25 protein-coding genes and 2 riboswitches are annotated in these 23788 nt (G+C 36.7%); of the genes, 14 read left to right on the top strand and 11 right to left on the bottom strand.

Translation table 11 applies throughout. The annotated features are described in order from the left end of the window. Window positions 1-206 precede the first annotated feature (206 nt). The 7 genes from AC06OU_RS16855 (at window position 207) to AC06OU_RS16825 (ending at window position 6768) form a co-directional block, all read left to right on the top strand. A complete protein-coding gene (locus AC06OU_RS16855; RefSeq protein ID WP_475857312.1) occupies window positions 207-1184 on the top strand; it encodes a M23 family metallopeptidase in 978 nt (325 codons plus the stop codon). Window positions 1185-1319: 135 nt separating this feature from the next. Further along, window positions 1320-1502: riboswitch (Lysine riboswitch) on the top strand. 127 nt (window positions 1503-1629) lie between these two features. After that, window positions 1630-2466, top strand: a complete 837-nt coding sequence (locus AC06OU_RS16850) for a transporter substrate-binding domain-containing protein (protein WP_298468736.1) — start codon at window positions 1630-1632, stop codon at window positions 2464-2466. A gap of 105 nt (window positions 2467-2571) precedes the next feature. Continuing rightward, the gene (locus AC06OU_RS16845) at window positions 2572-3333 is read left to right on the top strand and encodes an amino acid ABC transporter permease (protein ID WP_475857310.1); all 762 of its coding nucleotides are present in this window, start codon (window positions 2572-2574) and stop codon (window positions 3331-3333) included. 17 nt (window positions 3334-3350) lie between these two features. Beyond that, window positions 3351-4085, top strand: coding sequence for an amino acid ABC transporter ATP-binding protein (locus tag AC06OU_RS16840; protein WP_475857308.1), 735 nt, complete (start codon window positions 3351-3353; stop codon window positions 4083-4085). A gap of 168 nt (window positions 4086-4253) precedes the next feature. Then, a complete protein-coding gene (locus AC06OU_RS16835; RefSeq protein ID WP_298468745.1) occupies window positions 4254-5054 on the top strand; it encodes an alpha/beta fold hydrolase in 801 nt (266 codons plus the stop codon). A gap of 18 nt (window positions 5055-5072) precedes the next feature. Further along, a complete protein-coding gene (locus tag AC06OU_RS16830; protein WP_298468748.1) occupies window positions 5073-6047 on the top strand; it encodes a sensor domain-containing diguanylate cyclase in 975 nt (324 codons plus the stop codon). Between the two features lie 13 nt (window positions 6048-6060). Further along, the gene (locus tag AC06OU_RS16825) at window positions 6061-6768 is read left to right on the top strand and encodes a GNAT family N-acetyltransferase (protein WP_169359776.1); all 708 of its coding nucleotides are present in this window, start codon (window positions 6061-6063) and stop codon (window positions 6766-6768) included. 50 nt (window positions 6769-6818) lie between these two features. On the opposite strand, the gene AC06OU_RS16820 is transcribed toward AC06OU_RS16825, so the two are convergent. After that, window positions 6819-7154 (bottom strand): heme oxygenase, encoded by a 336-nt coding sequence (locus tag AC06OU_RS16820; RefSeq protein ID WP_342567318.1) that lies wholly within the window; start codon window positions 7152-7154, stop codon window positions 6819-6821. A gap of 261 nt (window positions 7155-7415) precedes the next feature. On the opposite strand from AC06OU_RS16820, the gene AC06OU_RS16815 reads away from it, so the two are divergent. After that, entirely contained in the window at window positions 7416-8582 is a 1167-nt protein-coding gene (locus AC06OU_RS16815; RefSeq protein ID WP_342567317.1) for a TraB/GumN family protein, read from the top strand. On the opposite strand, the gene AC06OU_RS16810 is transcribed toward AC06OU_RS16815, so the two are convergent. Continuing rightward, window positions 8569-8874, bottom strand: a complete 306-nt coding sequence (locus AC06OU_RS16810; RefSeq protein WP_475857306.1) for a hypothetical protein — start codon at window positions 8872-8874, stop codon at window positions 8569-8571. The genes AC06OU_RS16815 and AC06OU_RS16810 overlap by 14 nt on opposite strands. A gap of 99 nt (window positions 8875-8973) precedes the next feature. Between AC06OU_RS16810 and AC06OU_RS16805 the strand changes: the two genes are divergently transcribed. Continuing rightward, complete coding sequence (locus tag AC06OU_RS16805) at window positions 8974-9966, top strand: EAL domain-containing protein (RefSeq protein WP_475857305.1); 993 nt, start codon at window positions 8974-8976, stop codon at window positions 9964-9966. Between the two features lie 45 nt (window positions 9967-10011). Here AC06OU_RS16805 and tatA read toward each other — a convergent pair whose 3' ends face one another. Together tatA and tatC are read right to left on the bottom strand one after the other, a co-directional pair. After that, window positions 10012-10215, bottom strand: coding sequence for a twin-arginine translocase TatA/TatE family subunit (gene tatA / locus AC06OU_RS16800; RefSeq protein ID WP_251555642.1), 204 nt, complete (start codon window positions 10213-10215; stop codon window positions 10012-10014). A gap of 82 nt (window positions 10216-10297) precedes the next feature. Then, window positions 10298-11071 carry a twin-arginine translocase subunit TatC gene (tatC, locus tag AC06OU_RS16795; protein WP_169361282.1) on the bottom strand — a complete coding sequence of 258 codons (774 nt, stop codon included), beginning with the start codon at window positions 11069-11071 and terminating at the stop codon, window positions 10298-10300. 395 nt (window positions 11072-11466) lie between these two features. Between tatC and AC06OU_RS16790 the strand changes: the two genes are divergently transcribed. Genes AC06OU_RS16790 through AC06OU_RS16780 form a run of 3 tightly spaced genes read left to right on the top strand, consistent with a single transcriptional unit; the run spans window position 11467 to window position 14380 of the window. Further along, window positions 11467-12666 (top strand): MFS transporter, encoded by a 1200-nt coding sequence (locus AC06OU_RS16790; protein ID WP_475857303.1) that lies wholly within the window; start codon window positions 11467-11469, stop codon window positions 12664-12666. A 24-nt stretch (window positions 12667-12690) separates the two neighbouring features. Continuing rightward, a complete protein-coding gene (locus tag AC06OU_RS16785) occupies window positions 12691-13752 on the top strand; it encodes a CapA family protein (RefSeq protein ID WP_342567315.1) in 1062 nt (353 codons plus the stop codon). A 19-nt stretch (window positions 13753-13771) separates the two neighbouring features. Further along, window positions 13772-14380 carry a class I SAM-dependent methyltransferase gene (locus AC06OU_RS16780; protein ID WP_475857301.1) on the top strand — a complete coding sequence of 203 codons (609 nt, stop codon included), beginning with the start codon at window positions 13772-13774 and terminating at the stop codon, window positions 14378-14380. A 155-nt stretch (window positions 14381-14535) separates the two neighbouring features. Here the strand turns inward: AC06OU_RS16780 and AC06OU_RS16775 are convergent, their stop codons facing one another. From AC06OU_RS16775 to AC06OU_RS16755, 5 genes are all read right to left on the bottom strand, one after another. Next, window positions 14536-16461 (bottom strand): GTP-binding protein, encoded by a 1926-nt coding sequence (locus tag AC06OU_RS16775; protein ID WP_475857299.1) that lies wholly within the window; start codon window positions 16459-16461, stop codon window positions 14536-14538. Between the two features lie 70 nt (window positions 16462-16531). Then, on the bottom strand, window positions 16532-17419 hold the full coding sequence (locus AC06OU_RS16770; RefSeq protein WP_475857298.1) for a metal ABC transporter permease: 888 nt from the start codon (window positions 17417-17419) through the stop codon (window positions 16532-16534). Further along, the gene (locus tag AC06OU_RS16765) at window positions 17412-18305 is read right to left on the bottom strand and encodes a metal ABC transporter permease (RefSeq protein ID WP_475857297.1); all 894 of its coding nucleotides are present in this window, start codon (window positions 18303-18305) and stop codon (window positions 17412-17414) included. Before AC06OU_RS16765 ends, AC06OU_RS16770 begins: the two co-directional genes overlap by 8 nt. Then, complete coding sequence (locus AC06OU_RS16760; RefSeq protein WP_475857295.1) at window positions 18305-19066, bottom strand: metal ABC transporter ATP-binding protein; 762 nt, start codon at window positions 19064-19066, stop codon at window positions 18305-18307. Before AC06OU_RS16760 ends, AC06OU_RS16765 begins: the two co-directional genes overlap by 1 nt. A gap of 11 nt (window positions 19067-19077) precedes the next feature. After that, a complete protein-coding gene (locus AC06OU_RS16755; RefSeq protein ID WP_475857293.1) occupies window positions 19078-19995 on the bottom strand; it encodes a metal ABC transporter solute-binding protein, Zn/Mn family in 918 nt (305 codons plus the stop codon). A gap of 290 nt (window positions 19996-20285) precedes the next feature. Between AC06OU_RS16755 and AC06OU_RS16750 the strand changes: the two genes are divergently transcribed. Beyond that, window positions 20286-20462 (top strand): hypothetical protein, encoded by a 177-nt coding sequence (locus AC06OU_RS16750; RefSeq protein ID WP_169361273.1) that lies wholly within the window; start codon window positions 20286-20288, stop codon window positions 20460-20462. A 346-nt stretch (window positions 20463-20808) separates the two neighbouring features. Here AC06OU_RS16750 and AC06OU_RS16745 read toward each other — a convergent pair whose 3' ends face one another. Next, the gene (locus tag AC06OU_RS16745; RefSeq protein ID WP_169361272.1) at window positions 20809-21027 is read right to left on the bottom strand and encodes a hypothetical protein; all 219 of its coding nucleotides are present in this window, start codon (window positions 21025-21027) and stop codon (window positions 20809-20811) included. Between the two features lie 228 nt (window positions 21028-21255). Continuing rightward, a riboswitch (cobalamin riboswitch) is annotated at window positions 21256-21448 on the bottom strand. A 103-nt stretch (window positions 21449-21551) separates the two neighbouring features. Between AC06OU_RS16745 and AC06OU_RS16740 the strand changes: the two genes are divergently transcribed. Continuing rightward, the gene (locus tag AC06OU_RS16740; protein ID WP_475857291.1) at window positions 21552-22778 is read left to right on the top strand and encodes an MFS transporter; all 1227 of its coding nucleotides are present in this window, start codon (window positions 21552-21554) and stop codon (window positions 22776-22778) included. Window positions 22779-22800: 22 nt separating this feature from the next. Here the strand turns inward: AC06OU_RS16740 and AC06OU_RS16735 are convergent, their stop codons facing one another. Further along, window positions 22801-23703, bottom strand: a complete 903-nt coding sequence (locus AC06OU_RS16735) for an AraC family transcriptional regulator (protein WP_475857290.1) — start codon at window positions 23701-23703, stop codon at window positions 22801-22803. Between the last annotated feature and the right edge of the window lie 85 nt (window positions 23704-23788).

The following is a 23788-nucleotide window of genomic DNA, read 5'->3' as shown; positions in this document are numbered from 1 at the left end:
AGGCTATTTTCATTTCTGTTTATGTTCCATGTGAAACTTTTCCTTCGATATCAACAATACAAAAAAGAAATAAATAAAGTCTGCAAAAGGAAACGGTCTACACTCTCGTTTTCTTTTCTTTTTGATATTAAGTGAAACCTTAGTTATCTTTTTCCGTATTAGATGATAAATACTTACAATGTTATAAATTGGAGGTAAACAGATCTATGAATGTCGAGAAATTTATATCGCCCGAAAATTTTGGAGAAGTATTCCTATATGGAAAGCATGAAGAAATTTATAACCAATGCGTCAAAGAATTTAAAGAGCTAGTATCACTGGACCAATTTATTGATTTAGCCATTTCCTTTAATCAGGAGGTTGAAAGCTACCAAATGATTAAAAAGACCGAGATTGGTTATTCAACTCAGTATTTATGGTTAGATAACAATAAGGAGAGAATAGTTAGTGTAACCTTTGATACGGCTAACTACATCCAGGGCATAGTATTAAAACCTTATGTAACCTTCCCCAAAAGCGATCAACGTTACACCAAAAATAAATATATGATGCCTATTAAAGAAGAATGGTTTGTTTTCTGGGGTGGGACGAATGAATTTCTTAACTATCATTACGTTTATGAATCTCAGCGCTATGCATATGATTTAGTGAAGATGAAGAATGGTCAGACGTATAAGGGTAATAGATTACTTAATGAAAGTTACTATGCTTTTGATAAAGAGGTAGTTGCGCCAGCAGACGGTAAGGTAGTAAAGGTTATGAATGATATTGTAGATAATATTCCCGGAGAAATGAATGAAAAAGAACCAGCCGGAAACTATGTCATTTTGGAGCATGAAAATAGAGAATATAGCTTGCTTGCGCATTTCAAACAATATTCTATAGTAGTAAAAGAAGGAGACGCGGTGAAGCAGGGACAAACAATTGGCCTTTGTGGAAATTCTGGAAACTCCTCTGAGCCTCATATACATTTTCAGGTGATGGATTCGTCTGATTATGTGAACTGCCACTCTATACGTATAAGCTTCTATGATGGGATTGAGCCAATTCAAGGCGATACAGTAACGACCTACAAACCGAACGAAAAGTCGAAAATGGATGTCTTTGACAAAGTGGAAAATACATTTACTTTAGCAGATTTTTTCTTATTTATTCCCCGTATTATAGGTTCATTTTTTAAATAAGACTGTTCGTTTCTATTTAGAATGATGAAGTTTAAAAAATAGTAATATTTTGATTAATCAATAGAATGTTTGTTGACAGATGAAAATCTCTATTGTAGACTATGAACAACTAATTGAATATAACCTCGCTTTTATAAGTGAGGTAGAGGCGCGATATTTAACAGTCCTTAGAGGAGCTTGAGAAGCTTAGATACTAAGGAGAAGGAAATGTCGCCGAAGCTTGTAATAAACTCATTATTACATGCTGGGTCTGCAGTGAAGAATTGCAGGACTGTCCGTTATAAACGTCCCGGTTTATAATGGTGTGCTATCTCATGGGGAAAAGTAGAGGATTTAGGGCAACCATACATTATGACCTGAGTCTACCTCAAGTCTTTTTTTGTACGGTTGTCCTTTTTGTATGGTTGCATACATATAATAACTTTAAAAAAGGAGATTACTAGAGATGAAAAAGAGACTATTTACATTCACATTTTTACTATCCATTTTTTTATTGCTTGCTGCTTGTGGAACGAAAGAGGAAGGAAGCGTTGGATCAGCATCTGCCCAAGATACATTTACAGTAGGACTAGAGGCAGGATATGCACCCTTTAACTGGACTCAAATGGATGACAAAAACGGTGGAGTGAAATTGGACGGTAACGCAGAGTATGCTGGTGGATACGATGTAGAAATTGCTAAAAAAATTGCAGAAGGCTTAGGTAAAGAACTGGTAATCGTTAAAACCGAATGGGACGGTCTAGTTCCAGCTTTAACTTCGGGTAAGATTGATGCAATTATTGCTGGAATGTCACCAACAGCAGAGCGTAAAAAAACAATCGATTTCTCTGAAAACTATTATACTTCCAACTTTGTTATGGTTGTAAAAAAGGGCGGAAAATTTGAGGATGCCACTTCCATTCAAGACTTTAATGGAGCAAAAGTTACAGGCCAATTAAATACTTCCCACTACGGAGTGATAGACCAAATTAAAGGTGTAAAAAAACAGCCTGCATCAGATAACTTTCCAGCAATGCGTGTAGCACTGGAATCCGGCATGATCGACGGTTATGTATCTGAACGTCCAGAAGGAATTAGTGCTTCCTCTGCAAATGATAACTTCAGCATGGTTGAATTCGAAGAAGGATTTGTTGCAGATGAAGAAGAAACAGCTGTTGCAGTAGGATTGAAAAAAGGTAGCGATTTAACAGATAAAATAAATGAAATATTAGCAGGAATTTCAGAAGAAGAGCGTCAAGAAATTATGGATAATGCTATTTCCAATCAACCAGCTGCAGAATAAGTATACTAACGGCTGCTAATAAAAGCAGCCGTTTCGTTTTTTTAAAGTACTTACTTCATTGGTTAGTGGATGTTCGAGGCAACAGAATGTGTAAGGAGGAAGACAATGAGTTTAGAATGGATTATCTCCATTATTACCAATAACTGGCCAATGTTTTTGCGTGGAGCAGGAGTAACCCTGTTGATTTCTATTATAGGAACTATTGTAGGAGCAATCATTGGATTATTAGCAGGCGTTATTAGGACCATCCCACTACCTGAAAAGAGGGTAAGTAGATATTTTTTAAAGCTGGTTAATCTTATCCTATCCATCTATATAGAATTCTTCCGAGGGACACCAATGATCGTCCAAGCCATGGTCATCTTTTATGGATCATCACTGGCCTTTGGGTTAGATATGGATCGTTTACTAGCAGCAATTTTTATTGTATCTATTAATACGGGAGCATATATGGCTGAAATTGTTCGTGGGGGAGTCATTTCAATTGATAAGGGACAATTTGAGGCATCACAAGCGATAGGGATGAATCACATTCAAACTATGCTATATGTTGTGTTACCCCAGGTTATCCGTAACATACTTCCAGCAACCGGCAACCAATTCATCATTAATATTAAAGATACCTCTGTTTTAAATGTGATAGGGGTAACGGAATTATATTTCCAAACGAAGTCTGTAGCTGGAAACAACTTCAGATATTTTGAGTCATTCTTTGTAGCTTGTATTTTATACTTCATCATGACGTTTGCTGTTACATTAATCTTACGACATTTTGAAAAGAAACTAGATGGACCCGAAAACTACACAGTCATTGGTCAGCCTATGCAAATGGCTGTACTGCCAAAAGGTCCTTATGAAAAAAAGTAAACAAAGGAGGAGCAAATATGGAACACGTAATTGATATTCAACATTTAAGTAAATCCTTTGGAGCACATGAAGTTTTAAAAGATATAAATTTCTCTGTAAAAAAAGGCGAGGTTGTATGTATCATAGGCTCTTCAGGATCGGGTAAATCAACACTTCTGCGATGTGTTAATTTATTGGAAAAGCCTAGTGGAGGACAAATTATTTATAAAGGAAAAAATATTTTAGACAATAAGCATGATATCAATTCCTATAGGACAAAGCTTGGCATGGTATTTCAGCAGTTTAATTTGTTTAATAATCATAATGTATTAAGCAACTGTTCAGTCGGACAGGTAAAGGTATTAAAGCGTTCAAAGGAAGATGCCGAAAAAATTGCGATGAGATATTTAAAGGTGGTGGGCATGGATGGCTACGTCAATGCTAAGCCAAAGCAATTATCTGGTGGACAAAAGCAAAGAGTAGCTATTGCACGAGCTTTGTCTATGGAGCCTGATGTAATGTTGTTTGATGAGCCTACATCGGCACTTGATCCAGAAATGGTCGGCGAGGTATTAAAAGTTATGAAAGAGCTTGCGCATACTGGTCTTACTATGTTGATCGTTACGCATGAAATGGAATTTGCCAAGGAAGTCTCTGATCGTATAGTCTTCATGGACAAGGGGGTCATTGCAGAGGAAGGTCCCCCGGATCAAATTTTTAATCATCCTTTACAGGAACGGACGAGAGAATTCCTAAAAAGAACGCGAAAGTAGACTCTAGGATGTTAGTAGCATTTCATCTTTTTATCTAGAATAAAATTCAATAAAATAGTATATTGGTAATATATACATTGGATAAATTATCAAATCTATGTAAGGCTTCCCTTTCAAAAGAAAAGGAAGCCTTTTATATAAGGTACGAAATAAACTAGAGGTGTTCCTATGAGTGAAGTATTAAAACGTAATAATGTAAAAGTAATTGGAAATAAGGAAAAAGTAATCATGTTTGCGCATGGCTTTGGATGTGACCAAACGATGTGGAGGCATATTATTCCTTCATTTTTGGATGACTATAAAATTGTATTATTTGATTATGTTGGTTCCGGTGAATCGGATTTAAGTGTTTATAATGCAGAGAAATACGCCTCGCTTAAAGGCTATGTCCGAGACGTCTTAGACATAGTAGAGGCATTGGAATTGAGAGACGTTATATTTGTAGGTCATTCGGTAAGCTCCATGATTGGTATGTTAGCAGCGATTCAAAAGCCGGATGTTTTTCAGAAGTTGGTTATGATTGGACCATCTCCGAGATATCTTAATGATCATGAGTATTACGGTGGATTCGATGAAAGAGACATCCACGAGATGCTAGATATGATGGAGATGAATTTTATAGGGTGGGCAAGCTATATGGCTCCAATAGTGGCTGCCACTGAAAAACACCCCGCGGTAGCAAAGGAAGTAGAAAAAAGTTTTAGTTCAACAAATCCGAAGATAACAAAGCAATTTGCAGAGGTGACCTTCTTTTCTGACCATCGTAAAGATTTAGAGAAATCATCTATTCCGGTGCTAATCATTCAATGCTCAGAAGACAGTATTGTTCCTATTCAGGTAGGAGAATATTTACACCATCATATAGAGAATAGTGAATTTAAGATAATGGATGTAAAGGGGCATTATCCTCACCTAAGTCACCCGTGTGAAACAGCGGAGCTCATTAAAGGGTATCTATACCAGGTGTAGGGAAGGGAATGACATTTTATGGAGGAACGTTTGGATTTGGCACCTTGTGGCTATGTCACTATTAGTCAAGAAGGTATGCTAATTGATATGAATAAAACCTTTCTTCAAATGATAGGGTTTTCCTTTGACGATCTTTCTCAAAAACATATAGAAACAATCATGTCTAAAACGAATCAGTTTATATTCCATACTTATTTTTATCCTTATATACGATTATATGGGCATATGGAAGAGTTATTTCTTAGTCTACAGCATAAGGATGGGCAGAGCATTCCTGTGTTGTTAAACGGGAAAAAAGCTACTCGAGAGGGTGCAGATGTAATTGACTGTGTATTAGTTTCAATGGGAAAAAGAATAGGATATGAACAGGAAATTAGGTTAGCAAAAAAGCAATTAGAGGAAGCATTTCGAGAAAAAGAACTGGCTCTTTCTAAATTAGAAGAGCTTCATGAGGAAATAGAGGAAAAGCAAGAAAAGCTACTTGAACTCAATAGCAAGCTAGAGAAATTAGCTATAACTGATAAATTGACTGGTTTAAAAAACCGTCGTTATTTTCATATCAAGCTAGAAGAGATGATCATTCAATACGAGCAAAAAGGACAGGCTTTTTCCTTATGCTTAATTGATATCGATCATTTTAAGCAAGTGAACGATACTTGGGGTCATACAATGGGAGATCAAGTGCTAGAGCAACTAGCAAAAATAGCAGACTTAACAGTACGTCCAGTGGATACATTACTTAGATACGGAGGAGAGGAGTTTATCGTTCTTCTACCGTTTACGAATGCACAACAGGCTAAAAACCAGGGAGAACGTTTAAGGCAGGAAATAGAAGCAGCAGATTGGGTCATAGGTGAAGTGACGATAAGTATGGGGATAGCAACATATACATCCGAAGACACGCATGCAAGCGTGGTAGAGAAGGCTGACCAAGCGTTATATTATTCCAAGAGAAATGGTAGAAACAGAATTACGCATATAGACGATTTATAAGGGGGGCGCACAAATGGTTGCTTTTAACGTCATAAAAAAAGACCAGGAATACTGGCTTGCCGATCAAATAAAAATGAATCAATCTAAAGAAGTATATTGGGCAGAACTAAAAACCCTTTTAGCAGCTTGGGAAAGCAATCAGGTAAATTATCTGTCGCTTCTGATGGATGCGGAGTATGAGGAACAATTATTAAATGAAGGTTTTCATAAGGTTTCTTCCGTGGTGGAATATACAAGAACACTAGAGGAACGCTTTATTTTAGATAGCTCTATTTTTGTGCAATCTCTTTCGGATAGCTTAATGACAGATGAGGAATTCGCCAAACTATATGATGAATGTCGAAGCGGATCGGCGAACAAAAATAATTTGTTCTCTATTGATCAAATCATGGAAGCCTTCTTAAATGAGTTAGGTCCTAACTGGCGTAACCATTGTCATATCTTCTATAAAGCAAAAGAACCTTTGGGTATCAGCATTCCTCATATAGAAGACGGAACAACTGAGGAAGGTAGGTTGTTTTACTTTGGAGTAACTCCAGAGCATAGAGGTAAAGGTTTCGGTAAGGTACTTCACTTATATTCATTAGAGCTTTTAAAGAATATGCATGCTACATATTACGTAGGTAGTACAGATGAGAACAATGAATACATGATTCGGATTTTTAAAGCCAATGGATGCTTATTAAGGGATAAAAAAGGAATCTATCGTATCGATAAATAAAAGCAAAGGAGCAAGCGAATTAACATCACTTGCTCCTTTTAATAATTTATTTAGTTGGAAATTGCTCCAACAGTAGAAGCAACTTTAGAAATGATTAACTCACTACCTAATAGTGGAGATTCTTTCGATGCTTCTTCAGAACCTGGTTCTGGTCGTTTATGTGCTGCCTTGAAGAGGTCGCTATTTTTCCATGCTTGGAAACTTTCTTCGTTTTCCCAATACATATTGACATTCATTTCATCATATTCAGTGGTACCCTGTGTAATAGTAACCTCAACTTTTACGAAGCCTTCCATTTCTTGTAGTGGACTTGGTTTTGTAAAGTTTGGAGCCATTCTTTCTGCAAATCCTGGTTTTGTTTTAATACGATTCGTAACGATAATCATTAGCCATTCTCCTCTTTTAACTTATTTGAATCAATGTAAGTATAACATTTTAGCCTCAAATTTAAACGTTTCATGTACTAAGAAGAATCACATAATCGAAGGAAAAAACTAAAAATAAACAGATTAGGTTATGATTAAATCTCCTATTTTTTTGTATAAACAAATTGAATTTTATGCCCAAGTACTTCATTATTATAGGTACAAGTCTTTACATGCTCAGTCGATATGTAAAGAAATACATTTACACGAAGGAAGTAGTTTATGTCGGAAGCAAATATAACTCGTTTAGAGGTCGATGGCAAGGAAATTATTTTGATTGGTACTGCTCACGTTTCAAGGTTAAGTGCTGAGCAGGTAAAAGAAGTGATCGAAAAAGAAAAACCGGATTCCGTGTGTATAGAGTTGGACGAACAGAGATATCAATCTATTACAGATAATAACAAATGGAAAGAGACAGATATTTTTAAAATCATAAAAGAGAAGAAAGCGACATTGCTATTGATGAACTTAGCTATTTCTTCCTTTCAAAACCGTATGGCGAAGCAGTTTGATATTAAACCCGGTCAGGAAATGATACAAGGGATAGAGAGTGCAAAAGAAAATGGGGCAGAACTTGTACTAGCGGATCGTAATATCCAAATAACATTTTCACGTATCTGGCATAATCTTGGTTGGCTTGGTAAGTCTCAGCTCTTAACGTCAGTATTTTATAGCATTTTTAGTAAAGATACCATTTCAGAAGAAGAGCTAGAGAATATGAAGTCACAAGACACTCTAAATGCAGTGCTTGCAGAATTCACAGAGTCATTTCCAAGGTTGAAAACACCATTAATCGATGAAAGAGACCAGTTTTTAGCTCAAAAGATTAAGGAAGCTCCAGGGAAAAAAGTTGTAGCAGTTTTAGGGGCAGCTCATGTTCCAGGGATTACAAAAGAAATCTACAAGCATCAAGATTTAGAAGGACTATCAGCTGTCCCTCCGAAATCTATTTTACCTAAAATCATTGGATGGTCCTTGCCTATCCTTTTAATCGCTTTGGTTGCTTATACTTTTATAGCTAATCCTACGGCAGGATGGGACCAGGCATGGAGCTGGATTATTTGGACGGGATCCATGGCGGCAATAGGAGCAATTGTAGCATTAGGTCATCCTTTAGCTATAGTTACAGCATTTATCGTGGCACCAATAACCGCACTGCACCCTATATTAGCCTCTGGTTGGTTTTCAGGATTAGTGCAGGCTTATATGAAACGACCAACAATAGGGGATTTTGAAAGGCTGTCAGAAGATGTATTTACGATAAAAGGGTTCTGGAAAAATAAGGTGACCAGAGTCTTGCTAGTTTTAGTGTTAACTAACCTGTTTGGTTCTCTCGGTACAATTATCGGTGGTGCTGATGTCATCAGAGTATTCTTTAAAAACCTGTAAAGGAGGAGCGTGTGATGCGCTTCTCTTTTTTGTTGTTTAGGAAATTATAAAACTCGGAACCTGTGGATAAATTGATGTCTAGCTCCACCGCCTTGCCCCTCGGGGTCAAATGGATAAAAGCTCCGGTGGCTGAGGAACTGCCTCCTCGCTTTTCTCCTTTTGCCTGTCGGGGCAGACATAGGCGCTTGCGCTTTTCTTGTGTTTCCTTATCCAACAGCCGTTGAATGTGTTTGTAAATTTTGAAATTACTTCTTGTTGCTACACCTATCCTCCCATGTTTTTTTATTTTCATAAATCAAAGACTTCTGATTATGCATGTAACAAAAGATTTAATATAATCATTATAATAGGAAAAAATACATAATTATGGGTATAGGTAGGAGGGATTATATTGGAATGTAGCGGTTGTGCAGTAAGAGATTTGATAGTTGAGTTCAAAATGGACGGTGACCTGAATAATCAGGTGTTCCCGGATATAATAGAGTTTATTCAAAGTAGGACATTAAAGTTAGAAGAGAATAATCGTTATTTTACTCTTCGCGAGAATGATGCGAAGGACTTTGTTGACTATAGTATAGATCATTTAGATATTACGAAGATGTCCTATAAGATTCCTAATAAGGATTGGCAACCTTTCTATAAGATAGAGGAATTATTTAAGGTAGAGTGGGTGGACAGTGTAATTAGGAACGAACAAGTAATTTGCTATTATCAGCCAATTGTAGATAAAAATAACAAGATATATGCCTATGAAATTCTTTCTAGATTTTTAAATGAGGATGGGGAAATCTTATATCCTGGCCAGGTTTTTAGCGCTGCTAAAGAGAGAGGAAGACTGTATGCGTTAGACCGGATTTGTAGAATGACAGCTGTAAAATATGCTGCAAAGCTAGACAATAAAAAAGCGTTCATAAATTTTATACCGACCTCTATCTATTCGCCTGAGCATTGTCTTAAATCTACCAACGAGGTAGCCGATCGTCTAGGTGTTAATCCTAGAAACTTGGTTTTTGAAGTTGTAGAAACCGAAAAAATAGAAGATGTTAACCACTTAAAAAAGATTCTGGCCTTTTATAAAGCAAGGGGCTACCAATATGCCTTAGACGATGTAGGAGAAGGACATAGCACTCTGCAAATGCTAGAGGATATTAAGCCCCATTATATGAAGCTGGACATGAAATATGTTCAAGGGGTGACCTCTGATAAAGAGAAACAAAGAGTTGCATTGCAATTTTTACAAAAAGCATTAGAAATCCATTCCATCCCATTAGCAGAAGGGGTAGAGCAAAAAGAGGATTTTGAATGGCTGAAAGACGCAGGCTATCAATTATTTCAAGGATACTACTTTGGAAAACCTCTCCCGCATCCCTTGGAATATAAGTGATCAAGAACAAAAAAACCGAGCAAAATATATGCTCGGTTTTTTTTATTATGCTTTCTTTTTAGCGTTTGTATCATTGTCTTCTAACTTGAATTCTTCAGCTACATCGTCAACGATGTCTTTTGTAGACTTTTTAAATTCTTTTAATGTTTGTCCAACTGCTCTACCTAGTTGAGGTAATTTAGAAGGTCCGAAGACGATTAAAGCAATGATTAGAATAATGATTAAACCTGGTACGCCGATGTTTGGCATGGTGTTTCCTCCTAATGAATATAATTGTCTATCTATTCAAATGGCTTAAGTATTAGTCAAGTGTATCGTTATTATATCATGCTTATTCACTTTGGCTGTCCTCGAGTTCTTTTTCTAAAAGAGCCTCTTTGGCTAACCGACGCTTATAAGACCAAGATGATACTAAAATGCTTATTTCAAATAATAACAATAAAGGTATGATAATGATGAAATCTGAGATAAAGTCTGGAGGTGTAATGGAAACCCCTACAACTACTAATACGAAGTATGAAACTTTTCTCATCTTACGCAGTCGATCTGGCGTGATAATTCCCAGCTTCGTAAGGAATAAAATAATTACAGGCAGTTCAAACACTATTCCAACAGGAATAATTAAATTAAACATAAATGTAAAGTATTGCTGCATTCCATAGGTTTCTGTGGCACCTATAGATTCATTAATATTAGACATGAAATCTAACATCAAAGGAAATAAAATAAAGTAGCTAAAGCTAATACCAGCTAAAAATAAGAAAAAAGAAACTGGTATAAAGTAAATAGTCCCTCTAGCTTCCTTGTCCAATAGCCCAGGTCTTACGAATAACCATAATTGATGCATAGCAATTGGTAAGGTTACAAGAATAGCCAAGACTAAAGCACATTTTACATAGATCAATAAACCATCCGTGTAACCGAATATGTTCCATTCTACATGTGCTGCTGTGGGCTGTTGCTTAAGAAAGTTTAATGTTTTAGGAGCAAACCAAAATCCTGCTGCAAGAGATAGGATAAAGGTAGCTGCTATAATTATTAGGCGTTTTCTAAGCTCAGCTAAATGTTCAACTAGTGTAAGCTCCGGCTCTTGTGTAATTGCCATTTTTGTTCACCCCATCTTCTTTAAACAAAAGGGAAGCAGTTTATATTAGTGCTAAAGTTAGCATATTGTTACATGAATGTCCTGTACCAACTACCCATTATACTCTTTCCAGTCAATTTGTAAACTAGAAAACTTTATAATTGTCATATCAGGATAAAACTGATAACTCCTTATATTCTAAGGGTTTAACGAATAAAATGAAATATTTAAAGCTGCCCTTTTGTGTACTTTCTATGAAGAAATATTGTCTAACACATTGCTTTATTAACAGTTGGTTTAAAATTGCATTTTTTTCGTTAGACTTATAAGGGGAATATTTGTAAATAATACTCTTGTTTTCCTGGAAATGAGGTATATAATTCTATCTATCTCACATGAAATGGACGGAATGAATTTTGAGAACGTATAACGAGAAAGTCAGTATATATCATGGCATGGCTTCTACTATTGCTTTAAATTTTTCTAATAATTTTTTCCCGATCTTTGCGATCACTATATTAGGGGCAACTAACTACCAGGTTGGATTAATCAGTTCACTTCCTCCTCTAATCGCATTGCTAATGACAGTGCCTGCAGCTATCCTTTTGAACAAAGCTTATACTCAAAAGAAGCTAGTCGCAGGGTCAATTTTACTTGCAAGATTATGTTTCTTATTTATTGTATTAGTGATTTATTTGCCTTCGCCATCTATGCAGGCCTGGTCTTTTTTAATTATTATTGCCCTTATCAGTGTACCCAATACCGTTGCCAATATAGGTTGGCAAACGTTTATCAGTGGGATGATTGCAGAAGAGCGAAGAGGTCAATTTTTTAGTGATCGAAATCGATTGTTGACTTTAGTTGGTCTTGTAGCCACGTTAATGATCGGTATCGTAATGAGAGAGGCTTCTGCAAGTGTAAGTGCATATCAAATTTTGTTTTTGGTAGCCTTATTATTTGGAATATTAGAAGTGTACTTTGTTATGAAGCATGAAGAAGAACCTGTTCAAATAGATGAAAGCGTTGAAAAAAAGAAATCAATGGATTGGTCTATATTTAAAGATTCCAAATATGTTTCTTTCTTAGCAGCAGCTCTCTTTTTTAACTTTGCATGGCAGATGGCGTGGGGTCTATTCAATATTTATAATGTTAGAATAGCAGGAGCTACGATTTTTTGGATAAGTATGTTCTCGGTGGGCAGTATGCTCATGCAATTTTTTACCTTTCCTTTATGGAGGCGCTGGGCAGAGAAATATAGCAATCTTCGAATGTTCATTTGGGCAGCAGCCGGGATGGCTACCACACCCTTTCTTGTTGTATTATCGACCAATTTATATTACTTAACTATAATTCAAACGACATCGGGCTTCTTTCTTTCTGGTACTGTACTCATTCTGTTTAATTTACTTTTGGAGAAGTCACCTGAACAGTCAAGGACTTATTGTATTACTACTTATAATATATTATTGGCATTAGTCGCGTTTATAGCACCTCAAATGGGTATTGTTTTATTAGAGATGGTTGGTATGGAGTCTGCTATGACTATTAATTCCTGTTTGCGGTTGCTAAGTGCTGGCGGTTTTTTATATGTGTATATTAGACAAAGAAATAGATAAAGATGATAGGAGGAGGTTAACATTTTGAAAATTTTACTCCCTTTTCTATTAGTATTTATCATCGTATTATCTTTTTTTAATGCACAAATCGTTAGTCCTATGAAAGAAAACTTTACAGGAAAACAAGTAACCAATTTTCAACAGATTTATAAAGAAAATCAGATAGAAATAGGGATGGTTGGAGATATATTATTGCATAGTCCTCTCTATAACTATTCTAGCTTTCTCCCATCCTTTGCAAATGTGGAGGAAGAACTTACTAATCTGGACTTTTTGCTTGCAAACCAGGAATCCATACCGGCAGGAACAACATTCGGATTATCTGGATACCCTAACTTTTCTAGTCCATCCCATATTATTCGTGATCTGAAAGCAGTTGGCTTCGATTTAATATCCTTAGCCAACAATCATACGTTGGATAAAAAGGAGGAGGGCTTATTAGCTGCTATAGAAACATTGGAGGCAAATGAACTTCCTTATATCGGTGCTCATAAATCACTAGAAGATCAACAAACGGAACGAATAGTTGAAGTGAAGGATATTAAACTAGGATTTTTAAGTTATACTTACGGATTAAATGGACATAGAGTGCCAGAAGGCAAAGAATATTTAGTGAACATAATAAACAATGTGCAGATGGAGCAAGACATCCAATCTTTAAGGAAAAAGGTAGATGTGGTAGTAGTTAGTATCCATTGGGGAGAAGAGTATACATTAGAGCCCAATCAGAACCAAAGAGAGCTTGCCCATTTGTTAGCTAATGCAGGAGCAGATATCATTTTTGGTCATCATCCACATGTCATTCAGCCCTATGAAAAAATTACAACGAGTAAGGGAGAAAGCCATGTATTCTTCTCACTAGGTAACTTTTTTTCTGCTCAGCAATTTGATAGTACAAATATCGGTGGTATAGCCAAGCTGCAAATCACGAAAAGAGAAGTACAGGACAAGGTGATGATTCGTATTGAAAACCCTTCTTTTACAGGGACAATTGTATCAAAAGGAAATCCGTATAAAGTATCCTTGCTAGAAGAGGTTAATAGTCAAAAAAATGACTGGGTCCAGCAGCATATTTTGGGCGAATAAAAGAATCAAGGAGGTTGCAATGAACGAATCTGATTATGAACGATTATTAAGAATACAGACAGTTGGAATGAGAGAATGGAAATATCAATCCTCCCATTATAATCGTTACGAGGCAACCCCGTACGATGCTTTAAAAGTATTGTTTGAAGCGTATGAATGGCAGAGGGTGAAGGGGCTGGTTGATTTCGGTTGTGGTAAGGGAAGAGTCCCTTTTTACGTTCATCATTTCCATCACATTTCTGTAACAGGGATAGAGATGAGTGGGCAGCTTTACCAGCAGTCAATGGAAAACCTCATGAAGTATACGGAAAGAGCAAAGCCAACGCGAGCTTCTATTAGCTTTGAATGTTGTTTAGCAGAGGAGTACAAGATAGGGCCACAGGAAGACTGTTTCTATTTCTTTAATCCTTTCTCCACTCCTATATTTCAAAAGGTAGTTCATAATATTTTAGAGTCGTTGGAAGAACATCCGAGGACCATGGATATTATTCTCTACTATCCAACCTCAGACTATATTGAATTTTTGGAGCGGGAGACTGTTTTCGAGTTATGGAAGGAAATACATATTCCTAAGCATTATGAAGAAAACAGCAATGAGCGTTTGATGATATATCGTTCTGAATTATAAAAGAAGCCTACGGGAAATCAGGCTTCTTTTAGGGAATTGGAGAAGTTATATCGAAATAATTTCTGAAGGGACATCTTCTAACGAGATAACGCATCATTTTATCAATAATTCCCTATTAAAGGTGCATGGAATTAAATTTCATGCACCCTTTCCTTTTATAAGCAATGCATTGCCTTTTCTGCTTCATCCCAGTGTACCTTATATCCAGTACCCTTGGCACAAAAGATAGAGGTTGAGGTGTATTCCGGATCCGCGTCTTTGTTGTATCCGATTCTTTCAACTATATGTTCTTGGTTATGACAACGGTCATATCCACTAAACAATAGGTTCAACGTTCCTTTCCCGTGAGTATAGGATGCAAAGGTAGTACTATAATTCATAAAAGTAGCAACAGGCACTCTTCCCTTTATGATAACCTTATCGCCAATATTTTCAGGCGACTCAAATGTCCCATGTGCCTGCTGAATATCCGATAAAACTCTTCCGATTAAATCCATCTCCACTTTAATTTTGAAATCATAAAAAGGCTCTAAGAGAACATTTTTTGCCTTCTCTAATCCTTGTCGTAATGCTCGGTATGTAGCTTCTCTAAAGTCACCACCAGAGGTATGTTCATTATGTCCGCGTCCTGTCAGCAAAGTAATCTTTACGTCTGTCAATGCAGAGCCAGTCAGTAGTCCATGATGATCTTTTTCTAAAAGGTGATGCCTTACTAGGTTTTGGTTACCTATAGACAAATCATTGGCATGGCACACATTGTGGAAGGTAACTCCAGAACCCCGCTCTGCAGGTTCGATTAAAAGGTGTACCTCAGCATAATGCTTCAATGGCTCAAAATGACCGTAGCCTTTGACAGACTCCTCAATCGTTTCTTTATATAAAATTTTAGGCTCCCCAAACGTCACATTCATTTGGAAACGCTCTTTAACGATTTGAGCGAGCACCTCGAGCTGAATGACCCCCATAACGTGTACGTGTACCTCTTGAAAATACTCATCCCAAAAAACTTGTAGAGAAGGGTCCTCCGCGTCTAAAAGTCTAAAAGATTTTAGTACTTCTTTAACATGTATAGAAGGATCAAAGACGACCTTTGATTTTAAGGTAGGTATTAAATCGAAATGGGTCTTATGATGAATAGCACCAATTGTATCTCCAATAGAGGCAACTGTTAATCCTGTCACAGCCACTAGTTCACCTGCTTTTACCTCATCTATTGTTTTAAATTTGCTACCACTATATTGACGTATCTGAGTTATTTTCTCTAATGCGTCTCCGATAGTTACCTCATCTCTTACTTTCAGCTTTCCACTTAACAACTTTAGAAAGGTTACGCGATTTCCACTTTCGTCGTGACGAATCCTGTATACCTGAGCGGTAAAATTTGGGCTGGAGTTATAGTTTGTTTCCGTAAGTTTATCAATAGCTTCCAAAAACTCTGATACTCCAATATCCTTTAAGGCTGATCCGAATGCACAAGGAAATACGTCACATTCCTTAATCATTTGCTTGAACTTTGTTGTCCATAGCTGTTCAGTGAACCTATTATCCATGTAGGCTTCTATAAGAGCCTCATCTCGCTCAGCAATAAATTCAATCAATTCCTCCGTATAGCCAGTAGTTAGGTGGCAAACATCCTTACTTAGACTTGCTTTAATCTCCTGGAGAACTGCAGTAGGATCACTATCTTCGTAATCGATTTTGTTGATAAAAAAGAAGGTAGGTATTTTATGCTTGCGGAGCAGCTGCCAAACTGTCTCAGTATGTCCTTCGACTCCATCTACAGCACTTATTAATACAATGGCATAGTCCATGACCTGAATAGCACGTTCCATTTCCGGAGAAAAATCAACGTGACCAGGGGTGTCGATAATATAATAAGTAGAATTATTATAGGAGAAGACACCCTGGTCAGCAAAAATGGTGATGCCTCTATCTTTTTCTATCGTATGACTATCAAGGAAGGAGTCTTTATGATCGACCCTACCCTGTTGTCTTATTGAGTTTGTATGAAAGAGCAATTGCTCCGAAAATGTAGTTTTCCCTGCATCAACATGTGCTAAAATTCCAATTGTTTTATGCATATGATCACCTTTTGTTTTGTCCTTCCTTGTATTATAACAAACGAAAGGTGAAACAAAAGGTGAGAGAGTACTATCTAGAAAATGCTTTTAAACCATTTCCTCGGCGTCGCTTAACAGCTTTTGAAACCAAGCCATCATGAGGCTTAAATAAAAATACAAGCATGAATAGCACACCAATCATCGCTGCCATCATACCAGCGATGGAGGTGTTCCAAAGCTTTGCTAAGTAGTATCCAGTAATAGCTGCAGTGATACCGAATGTCATACTCCAAATAATCATTCCTTGTACACTTTTACTCATTAAATAGGCTGTAGCAGGAGGTCCAATAAGCATAGCAACTACTAGAACTGCACCCACACTATCAAATGCAGCGACAGTAGTAAGGGAGACAAGAGTCATGTAAGAGTAATGCATACCAATAATAGGCACGCCTATTGACAAAGCGAAAACAGGATCAAACGTAGACAATTTAATCTCTTTATAAAATAAAACAAGGAAAGCGATATTAAGTAATAGTACAAACATTAGCATCCAAACTGCTTTAGGCATTTCAATGCCTAAAATACTCCATGTATCCCAAGGGACAAATGCAATTTCCCCCATCAGCACATGTTCCACATCTAAATGTACATTGCCAGCGAATAAGGTGATTAGTAATACGCCTAAGGCAAAAAGAGAAGTAAAGACTACTCCAATAGCAGCATCCTCTTGCAATCCACCTGATTGAAGGAGCTGCACTAGAAAAGTAGTAAGTAAACCAGCAAGGGCAGCCCCAATTAGCATCCAAGCCCCGTTTAAGGATTGGGTAACCATAAAGGCCACTACAATACCAAATAATACTGTATGACTTATGGCATCAGCTATCATGGCTGTCTTTCTAAGTATGAGAAAAACGCCTGTTAAGCCACACGTTATTCCTACAAGCGATCCGGTTAATAAAACCCAAAACTCATTCATGGCTAGTCACCTCATTTACAATGCGCTGCCTTTTAAACGTACGCTTTTTATGAAGCTTAGAAATAAGGCCCCTAGTAGGTGCAAAAAAGTAGGATAGTAGAAAGAAGGTAGCGGCTACTAAGACAATAATAGGACCAGTAGATAAACCAGTGCGAAGAGAGCTTATCATAGTGCCTAATGCTCCAGACAGTGCTCCAAAAAAAGCACTAGTCACCAAAATTATTCCTAGATGGCTAGACCAAAATCTTGCAGCAGCTGCAGGTATGATTAGCATGGCTGCCATTAAAATAACTCCTACTGCCTGAATACCAGTTACGATTGTCAGAACTGTTAAAGCCGTCAATAGAATGCGCAGACGCTCCACTGGTAAGCCAATACCCTTTGCAAAAATAGGATCAAAAATCATGAGCTTCCATTCCTTAAAGAAAAGCAAGCACATTAGGATGATTAATATAGCGCTGCTAGATAACCAAATGAGGTCACTTTTAGCCATTGTTGCAGCCTTTCCAAAGATAAAGTCATTTAACCCACTTTGGTTTCCAGTACCACTTTGGTTAACAATAGTTATTAAAACTATACCAACTCCAAAAAATACAGAGAGTATTAACCCAATTGCAGCATCAGCTTTTAGCTTAGAATGATTGACGATCCATTGAATTAGATAGACAGAAAGGGCAGCTGTAATAGCAGCACCTAACATGAGAATAGGCAAATCTTTTTTTTCAAAAATAAGATAGGCAAGCGCAATGCCAGGGAGTGCTGCATGCGCTGCAGCATCTCCGACCAAGCTTTGCTTTTGGAGAAAGGCAAACGTTCCATTTAAACCTGCTGCTATCCCTAAAAGAATAGCTCCTGCGAGTACCCAAAGAAGGTTACCTGTCAACATTAGTTTTTCACCTCTTCAGCAGTTTTACCCGAGCTTGCTTGGTCCATGAAGAATAATTTACCACCATATGCTTCCTGCAGATTATCTGGTGTAAACGTAAGAACGGTAGGACCTGAGGCTATAATTGTTTGATTTAGTAAAACAATCCAATCAAAATAGTCAGCTGCTGTCTGGAGGTCGTGATGAACTACAAAGACTGATTTTCCTTGAGATTTTAACTTTTTTAAAATGGAAATAATAGTTCGCTCTGTGGCTGCATCTACTCCCACAAATGGTTCATCCATAAAGTAAACCTCTGCTTCTTGTGCGAGAGCCCTAGCGAGGAAGACACGCTGTTGTTGTCCGCCAGATAGTTGGCCGATGGAACGATCTGCGAAAGCTTCCATTCCCACATTCTTTAAGCAGCTTAAAGCTATTTCCTTATCCTTAGCAGATGGTCTTTTAATAGATCCAATATGACCGTATCTTCCCATTAAGACAACGTCTAAAGCATTAGTTGGGAAGTCCCAATCTACTGCATTTCTTTGAGGGACATACCCTACAAGGAGATCTTTTGGATTAAGTGGTTGCTCTAATATAGAAACGGTACCTGTTTTATTGGGAAGCTGATTTAACACTGCTTTAATCAGTGTAGATTTACCAGCTCCGTTTGGTCCAATAATCCCAGTAATCTGTCCCTTGGGAATAGTTAGGTTAATTTCGCTTAAAACTATCTTTTCCTCATAAGCTACAGATAAATCCTTTACCTGTAATGCGTTCATTTTGCTACCTCCTATTTAAGTGAATCAACTATTGTGTTGACATTATGCTTATACATTCCTATATAAGTTCCTTCCTCTGTTCCTTCAGCACCCATGGCATCCGAGTAAAGCTCTCCTCCAATTTGTATCGTGTGTCCTTTTTCCTTTGCACCTTCAATGACAGCATTCATGGCTTTATCAGAAACGCTGGATTCAATAAATACTGCTTTAATATTTTGCTCTACTAAGAAGTTTACGACGTTCTGTATATCCTTTAATCCATACTCGGCATCTGTGCTAAGACCTTGTAAACCTCTGACTTCCATTCCATTACTTTCACCAAAGTAGTTAAATGCATCATGGGCAGTAACAAGCACTCGCTGCTCCTTTGGTATTTCACTAATACGTTCTTTCGACCATTCATTTAGCTCATCTAGTTCTTGAAAAAACTTAATTTCATTTTCCTTAAATTGCTCTTCGTTAGTAGAGAATTCTTTTGTAAGTGTTTTGGTGATTTCCTGAGTTGCAATCTTCCACACATCTATATCAAACCAAATATGGGGATCAAATAGTTCAGGATGAGCTTCGTCATTTAAAATTCTCTCCTTTGGAACTACTTCTCCAATGGCAACTACCGATTTCTCTTTTTTCATCTTCTCAAAAATATCACTCATTTTTCCTTCAAGCTCTAGCCCATTGTAAAAAATGATATCCGCGTCCTCTAATACTTGTAAATCCCCTTGAGTCGCCTTGTAAAGATGCGGGTCTACTCCTGGTCCCATCAAGGATTTAACTTCTACCATATCCCCGGCAATCCTCTTTACGGCATCAGCAACTTGACCTGTAGTTGTAACTACTAGTGGCTTATCAACTTCAGCCTTTCCATTGTTTTTGTCATTACATCCAACCAATAAAGCCATAGCAAAAAATAATAAAAATATTTTTTTCATTTACTACACTCCTTTTCCTTTGTTATAAATAATTTCCTAAAGGAACCTTTTAGAATAAAAAAATATAAATTACATGCGGGATAATTATTTTCCTTAAGGAAACATTTGTTCAATAGGTTAACTCATATTATTTGAATTGTCAAATTAATTTATGCGAAAATGGAAAAAATGTGATTGTCTATTTTAGGAGTTGGAGTGAGCCAATTTTAATTAGCCTAAACTGAAATTTTCGTATGTCTTTAATACAAAGTGCTATACTGTATAAACAATGATAGTGGGGAGGTAATGTAATGCAATATTCAAAATCTAAAATGGAAGAGCTTGTTAAGTTCAGTCCTGATTTAGCTAAAAGATTGAAGGAAGTAATGAAGGAGCATGATTTAGAAAAAAGCTTTGCTCTAAAGGCTTTGTATCATTCAGAGGTTAAAGATGGCGGTAAATATCAAAGGGATTATCAAGATCTATAGTAATTAGCGAACCAAATGACTAACGTCATTGGTTCGCTTTTTTAATTATTTTAAGTGTCAATTTCATAATTCATATTTAAAAAGCAAAACACGAACAAATAGTAGAAAACAATGATTTATATATGCTTTTATATGTGTAGAAGCATAATTGACTTCCGCTCTGACGGATGCTTTCCGCGGGGTGAGCGATAAGCCATCACCCATCGCTTACGCGCGTGGTTGTGATGTCTATCTGTCTCACTTATCCCGTAGGAGTCGCCGTCTGTCGCTACAATCAATACGGATAAAATGCTCGTGTTAATCGGTAAAGCTCTATTTATGAAATTGACTGACATATGTATTTTATTTATTCCTGCTCTATTCCAGCAATCTCTTGTTTAATCTGACGGTGGGCAACATTTAAGTGGTGAAGAAAAAGATTTCTTTCTTCTATACTCCATACTGAGTTAAGCTCAATTTCTTTTTTCATTTCCTCAAAGGTAGACTGTAGAGATATCGAGGTACTTGCAACCTGGTTTGTCATTAATACTTGCTTAAATTGCTCCATAAAAATCTCTTTTCTCATTTCCAAAATCCTTTCATTTTTAACATAAAAAGCATCCTCTTTTTTATAAAAGAGGATGCTTAGTTAGTATGATTTAATAGTCAGTACGCTAGGAAACAAATAAAAACCACGATTAAATAAGGAGTCTATTCACTCCAGTGGATTTTATTATGTTTTTTCGTACGACAGTATTTTCAAGCTTTGCTTGGTCATAGCTGCACTTAACACCTCCTATCCTCGTAGGGTCGTGGTGTGTTCTTGAAATAGGCAGGACTCCAGGCTCAGGGTCATCGCGTTACCTTCCTTCCCGTAGTATCCATACATACAGTGGTTTATAAAGTATTGCTCACATTTACAGTTGCGGGACAGCGTCGGTCTTCCACCGAACTTCCCTTTTAAGTTCTTTTGCAATTAAAAGAACACCTAAATCTACACATTATTTAATTGTTCTTTCACTATAACATAAAAAAAGTTAGTCAATATAGCAAATTTGGATAAGTCGTGGACTGCTTCTCTTTTTATAATCAAGTGGAGAGGTGAGGTAAATGAGTAGTTTGAAGAATCCATATCGGCTGTATATTTATATTTGCTTTCTATCGCAATTATTTTTTACTTTTATATTTACAGTCAGTTTGTTGTATCAAGTAAGTGTTGTTAAGCTGGATCCGTTGCAACTTGTTTTAGTGGGAACTGTGTTGGAGATAACCGTATTTCTCTTTGAGATTCCAACTGGTATCGTGTCTGACTTAAAGAGTCGAAAATTATCCATTATCATTGGTTATTTTCTAATAGGAGCTGGCTTTTTATTAGAAGGCTTGTTTCCATATTTTTTGACGGTTATATTGGCTCAAGTGGTATGGGGGATAGGGTATACCTTTACTAGCGGGTCTTTGCAAGCATGGATAGCTGATGAAGTAGGAGAAGAAAAAGCCTCCTTGGCATATATGAGAGGAGCTAAGGTTGGGAACCTAGGTCAATTAGTTGCCATTCCATTAAGCATATTAATCGGCTACTACATGATAAATCTCCCAATTATTGTTGGAGGATTATGTATGATCAGTTTGGCTGTTATTCTAATAATTTTTATGCAGGAGGATCATTTTAAACCTTTGAAAAGAAGCGAAAGAATTAGTGCATGGGAGACAATGAAAGAGAATTTAGAGAAAATTATTCTTTTCTCTAGAACTAGCTTTATACTTCGTATGCTATTTCTAATCGCTCTGTTTGTAGGTTTTTATAGTGAAGGTTTTGATCGTTTGTGGCTTCCTCATCTATTAGAAATGGCTAAAATAACTACCTTGCCCATGGAACAACTGGTGCTATTGACTGGAGGAATTCAATTAGTGGTAGTACTGCTATCATTTATGCTGCTTCACTTTTTAAATAAAAGTACAGTTTATCAAGAATTGCAACGAATATATATCGCTCTTTTTATCGGCTGCTCCAGTATAGTGGTAGCATTAATAGGCTTTGCATTTTCGAACTATTTTATTGGTTTGTTTATTTGCTATGTAATCATACAAGTTAGTCGAAAGGTAATGTACCCATTAGAGGACATTTGGTTAAATAAAATCATTCCAGACTCTTCGACTCGAGCAACATTTTTCTCTGTTAAAGGGCAAGTCGATGCAATAGGGCAAATAAGTGGAGGACCGTTTGTTGGCTATATTGCCATAAGCTTTACTATAAGGACGGCTATTATAGTAAGTGCAATAATTTTAAGCCCAGTCCTGTTCTTATATCGTATTCTTTTGAAGAAAGCTAAGGACTAGTGTTTCAAATTTCCTGCAAACCTTATAGTTTCTCTATAATCGGCAGGTAAATTTCCATATAGATTTTGTCATATTCCCAATCATGGCAGTGTTCATCATAGTATTCAAAATCGTAACTATCTTCATCTACTTCATAATGTGAGTTCGGGAGCCAATCCTCTAAAATATATTGCCAAGTTCCTTTGATAGAGGAAACAAATTGCTTTTCTAGTACCAAAGGAGTTTTAAATACTGCATATGTTGCTGCTTTCACATGTAACTTAATGATTCCTTCTGGTATGGTTGTTCCTTCGTCATAATTTACAGCAAAAAGATAGGTGAAGTGATCTTCAAGCTCTGGTCCGCTAAGATTAAAGCAATACTCACCATGTATTTTAGGGGACAGAAGATTATATAAAGTAGTCTCAATAGATTCTTCAGAAGGTATTCTTTGATCCCAAAATGCAGGAGCATCTCTGGTATAAGTTATATTCTTTAACTGGCTTTCAAATGTCTTTCCTGCAACCGTAAAAGGAGGGACAGATATAATCTTAGGCTGAAGAACAATTCCACCTGTTTTCTTTTGTAGAAGACTTTCTAAACACAACTTTTGTGGAAATGATATAGGGCAATGCATTCTATACAAGCTTGGGGGACTACCAAAGCAGCGTTTAAACGATTTAGTAAATCCAGCATGTGTTTCAAATCCATATTCAACTGCTATGTCAATAATTCTTTTCCCCTGTAAGAGATCTCCCAAAGCGAATTGTAGCTTCCTTTTTTGTACATAATCCATGGGTGTATAACCAGTAGTTTGATGAAAAATACGAGAAAAATGGTAGGGGGAATAACCGCTAAGCTGTGCTAGGTTATCAGTTTTCATATCCTCCTTTATGTGATCATCTATATAGTCAATTACTTTTTGTAATAGTAATAATTGAGTCATGTAAATCCTCCTTGTAGATTAAATTTTCGAAAAATATAATATACTTTAGTCTATAATAAAAGAAATAGAATGACTAGAGGAGGCT

It is taken from the genome of Psychrobacillus sp. (assembly GCF_056205495.1).
Note: the sequence above shows the minus strand (reverse complement) of the source record. Positions and strands in the feature narration are given on the sequence as shown.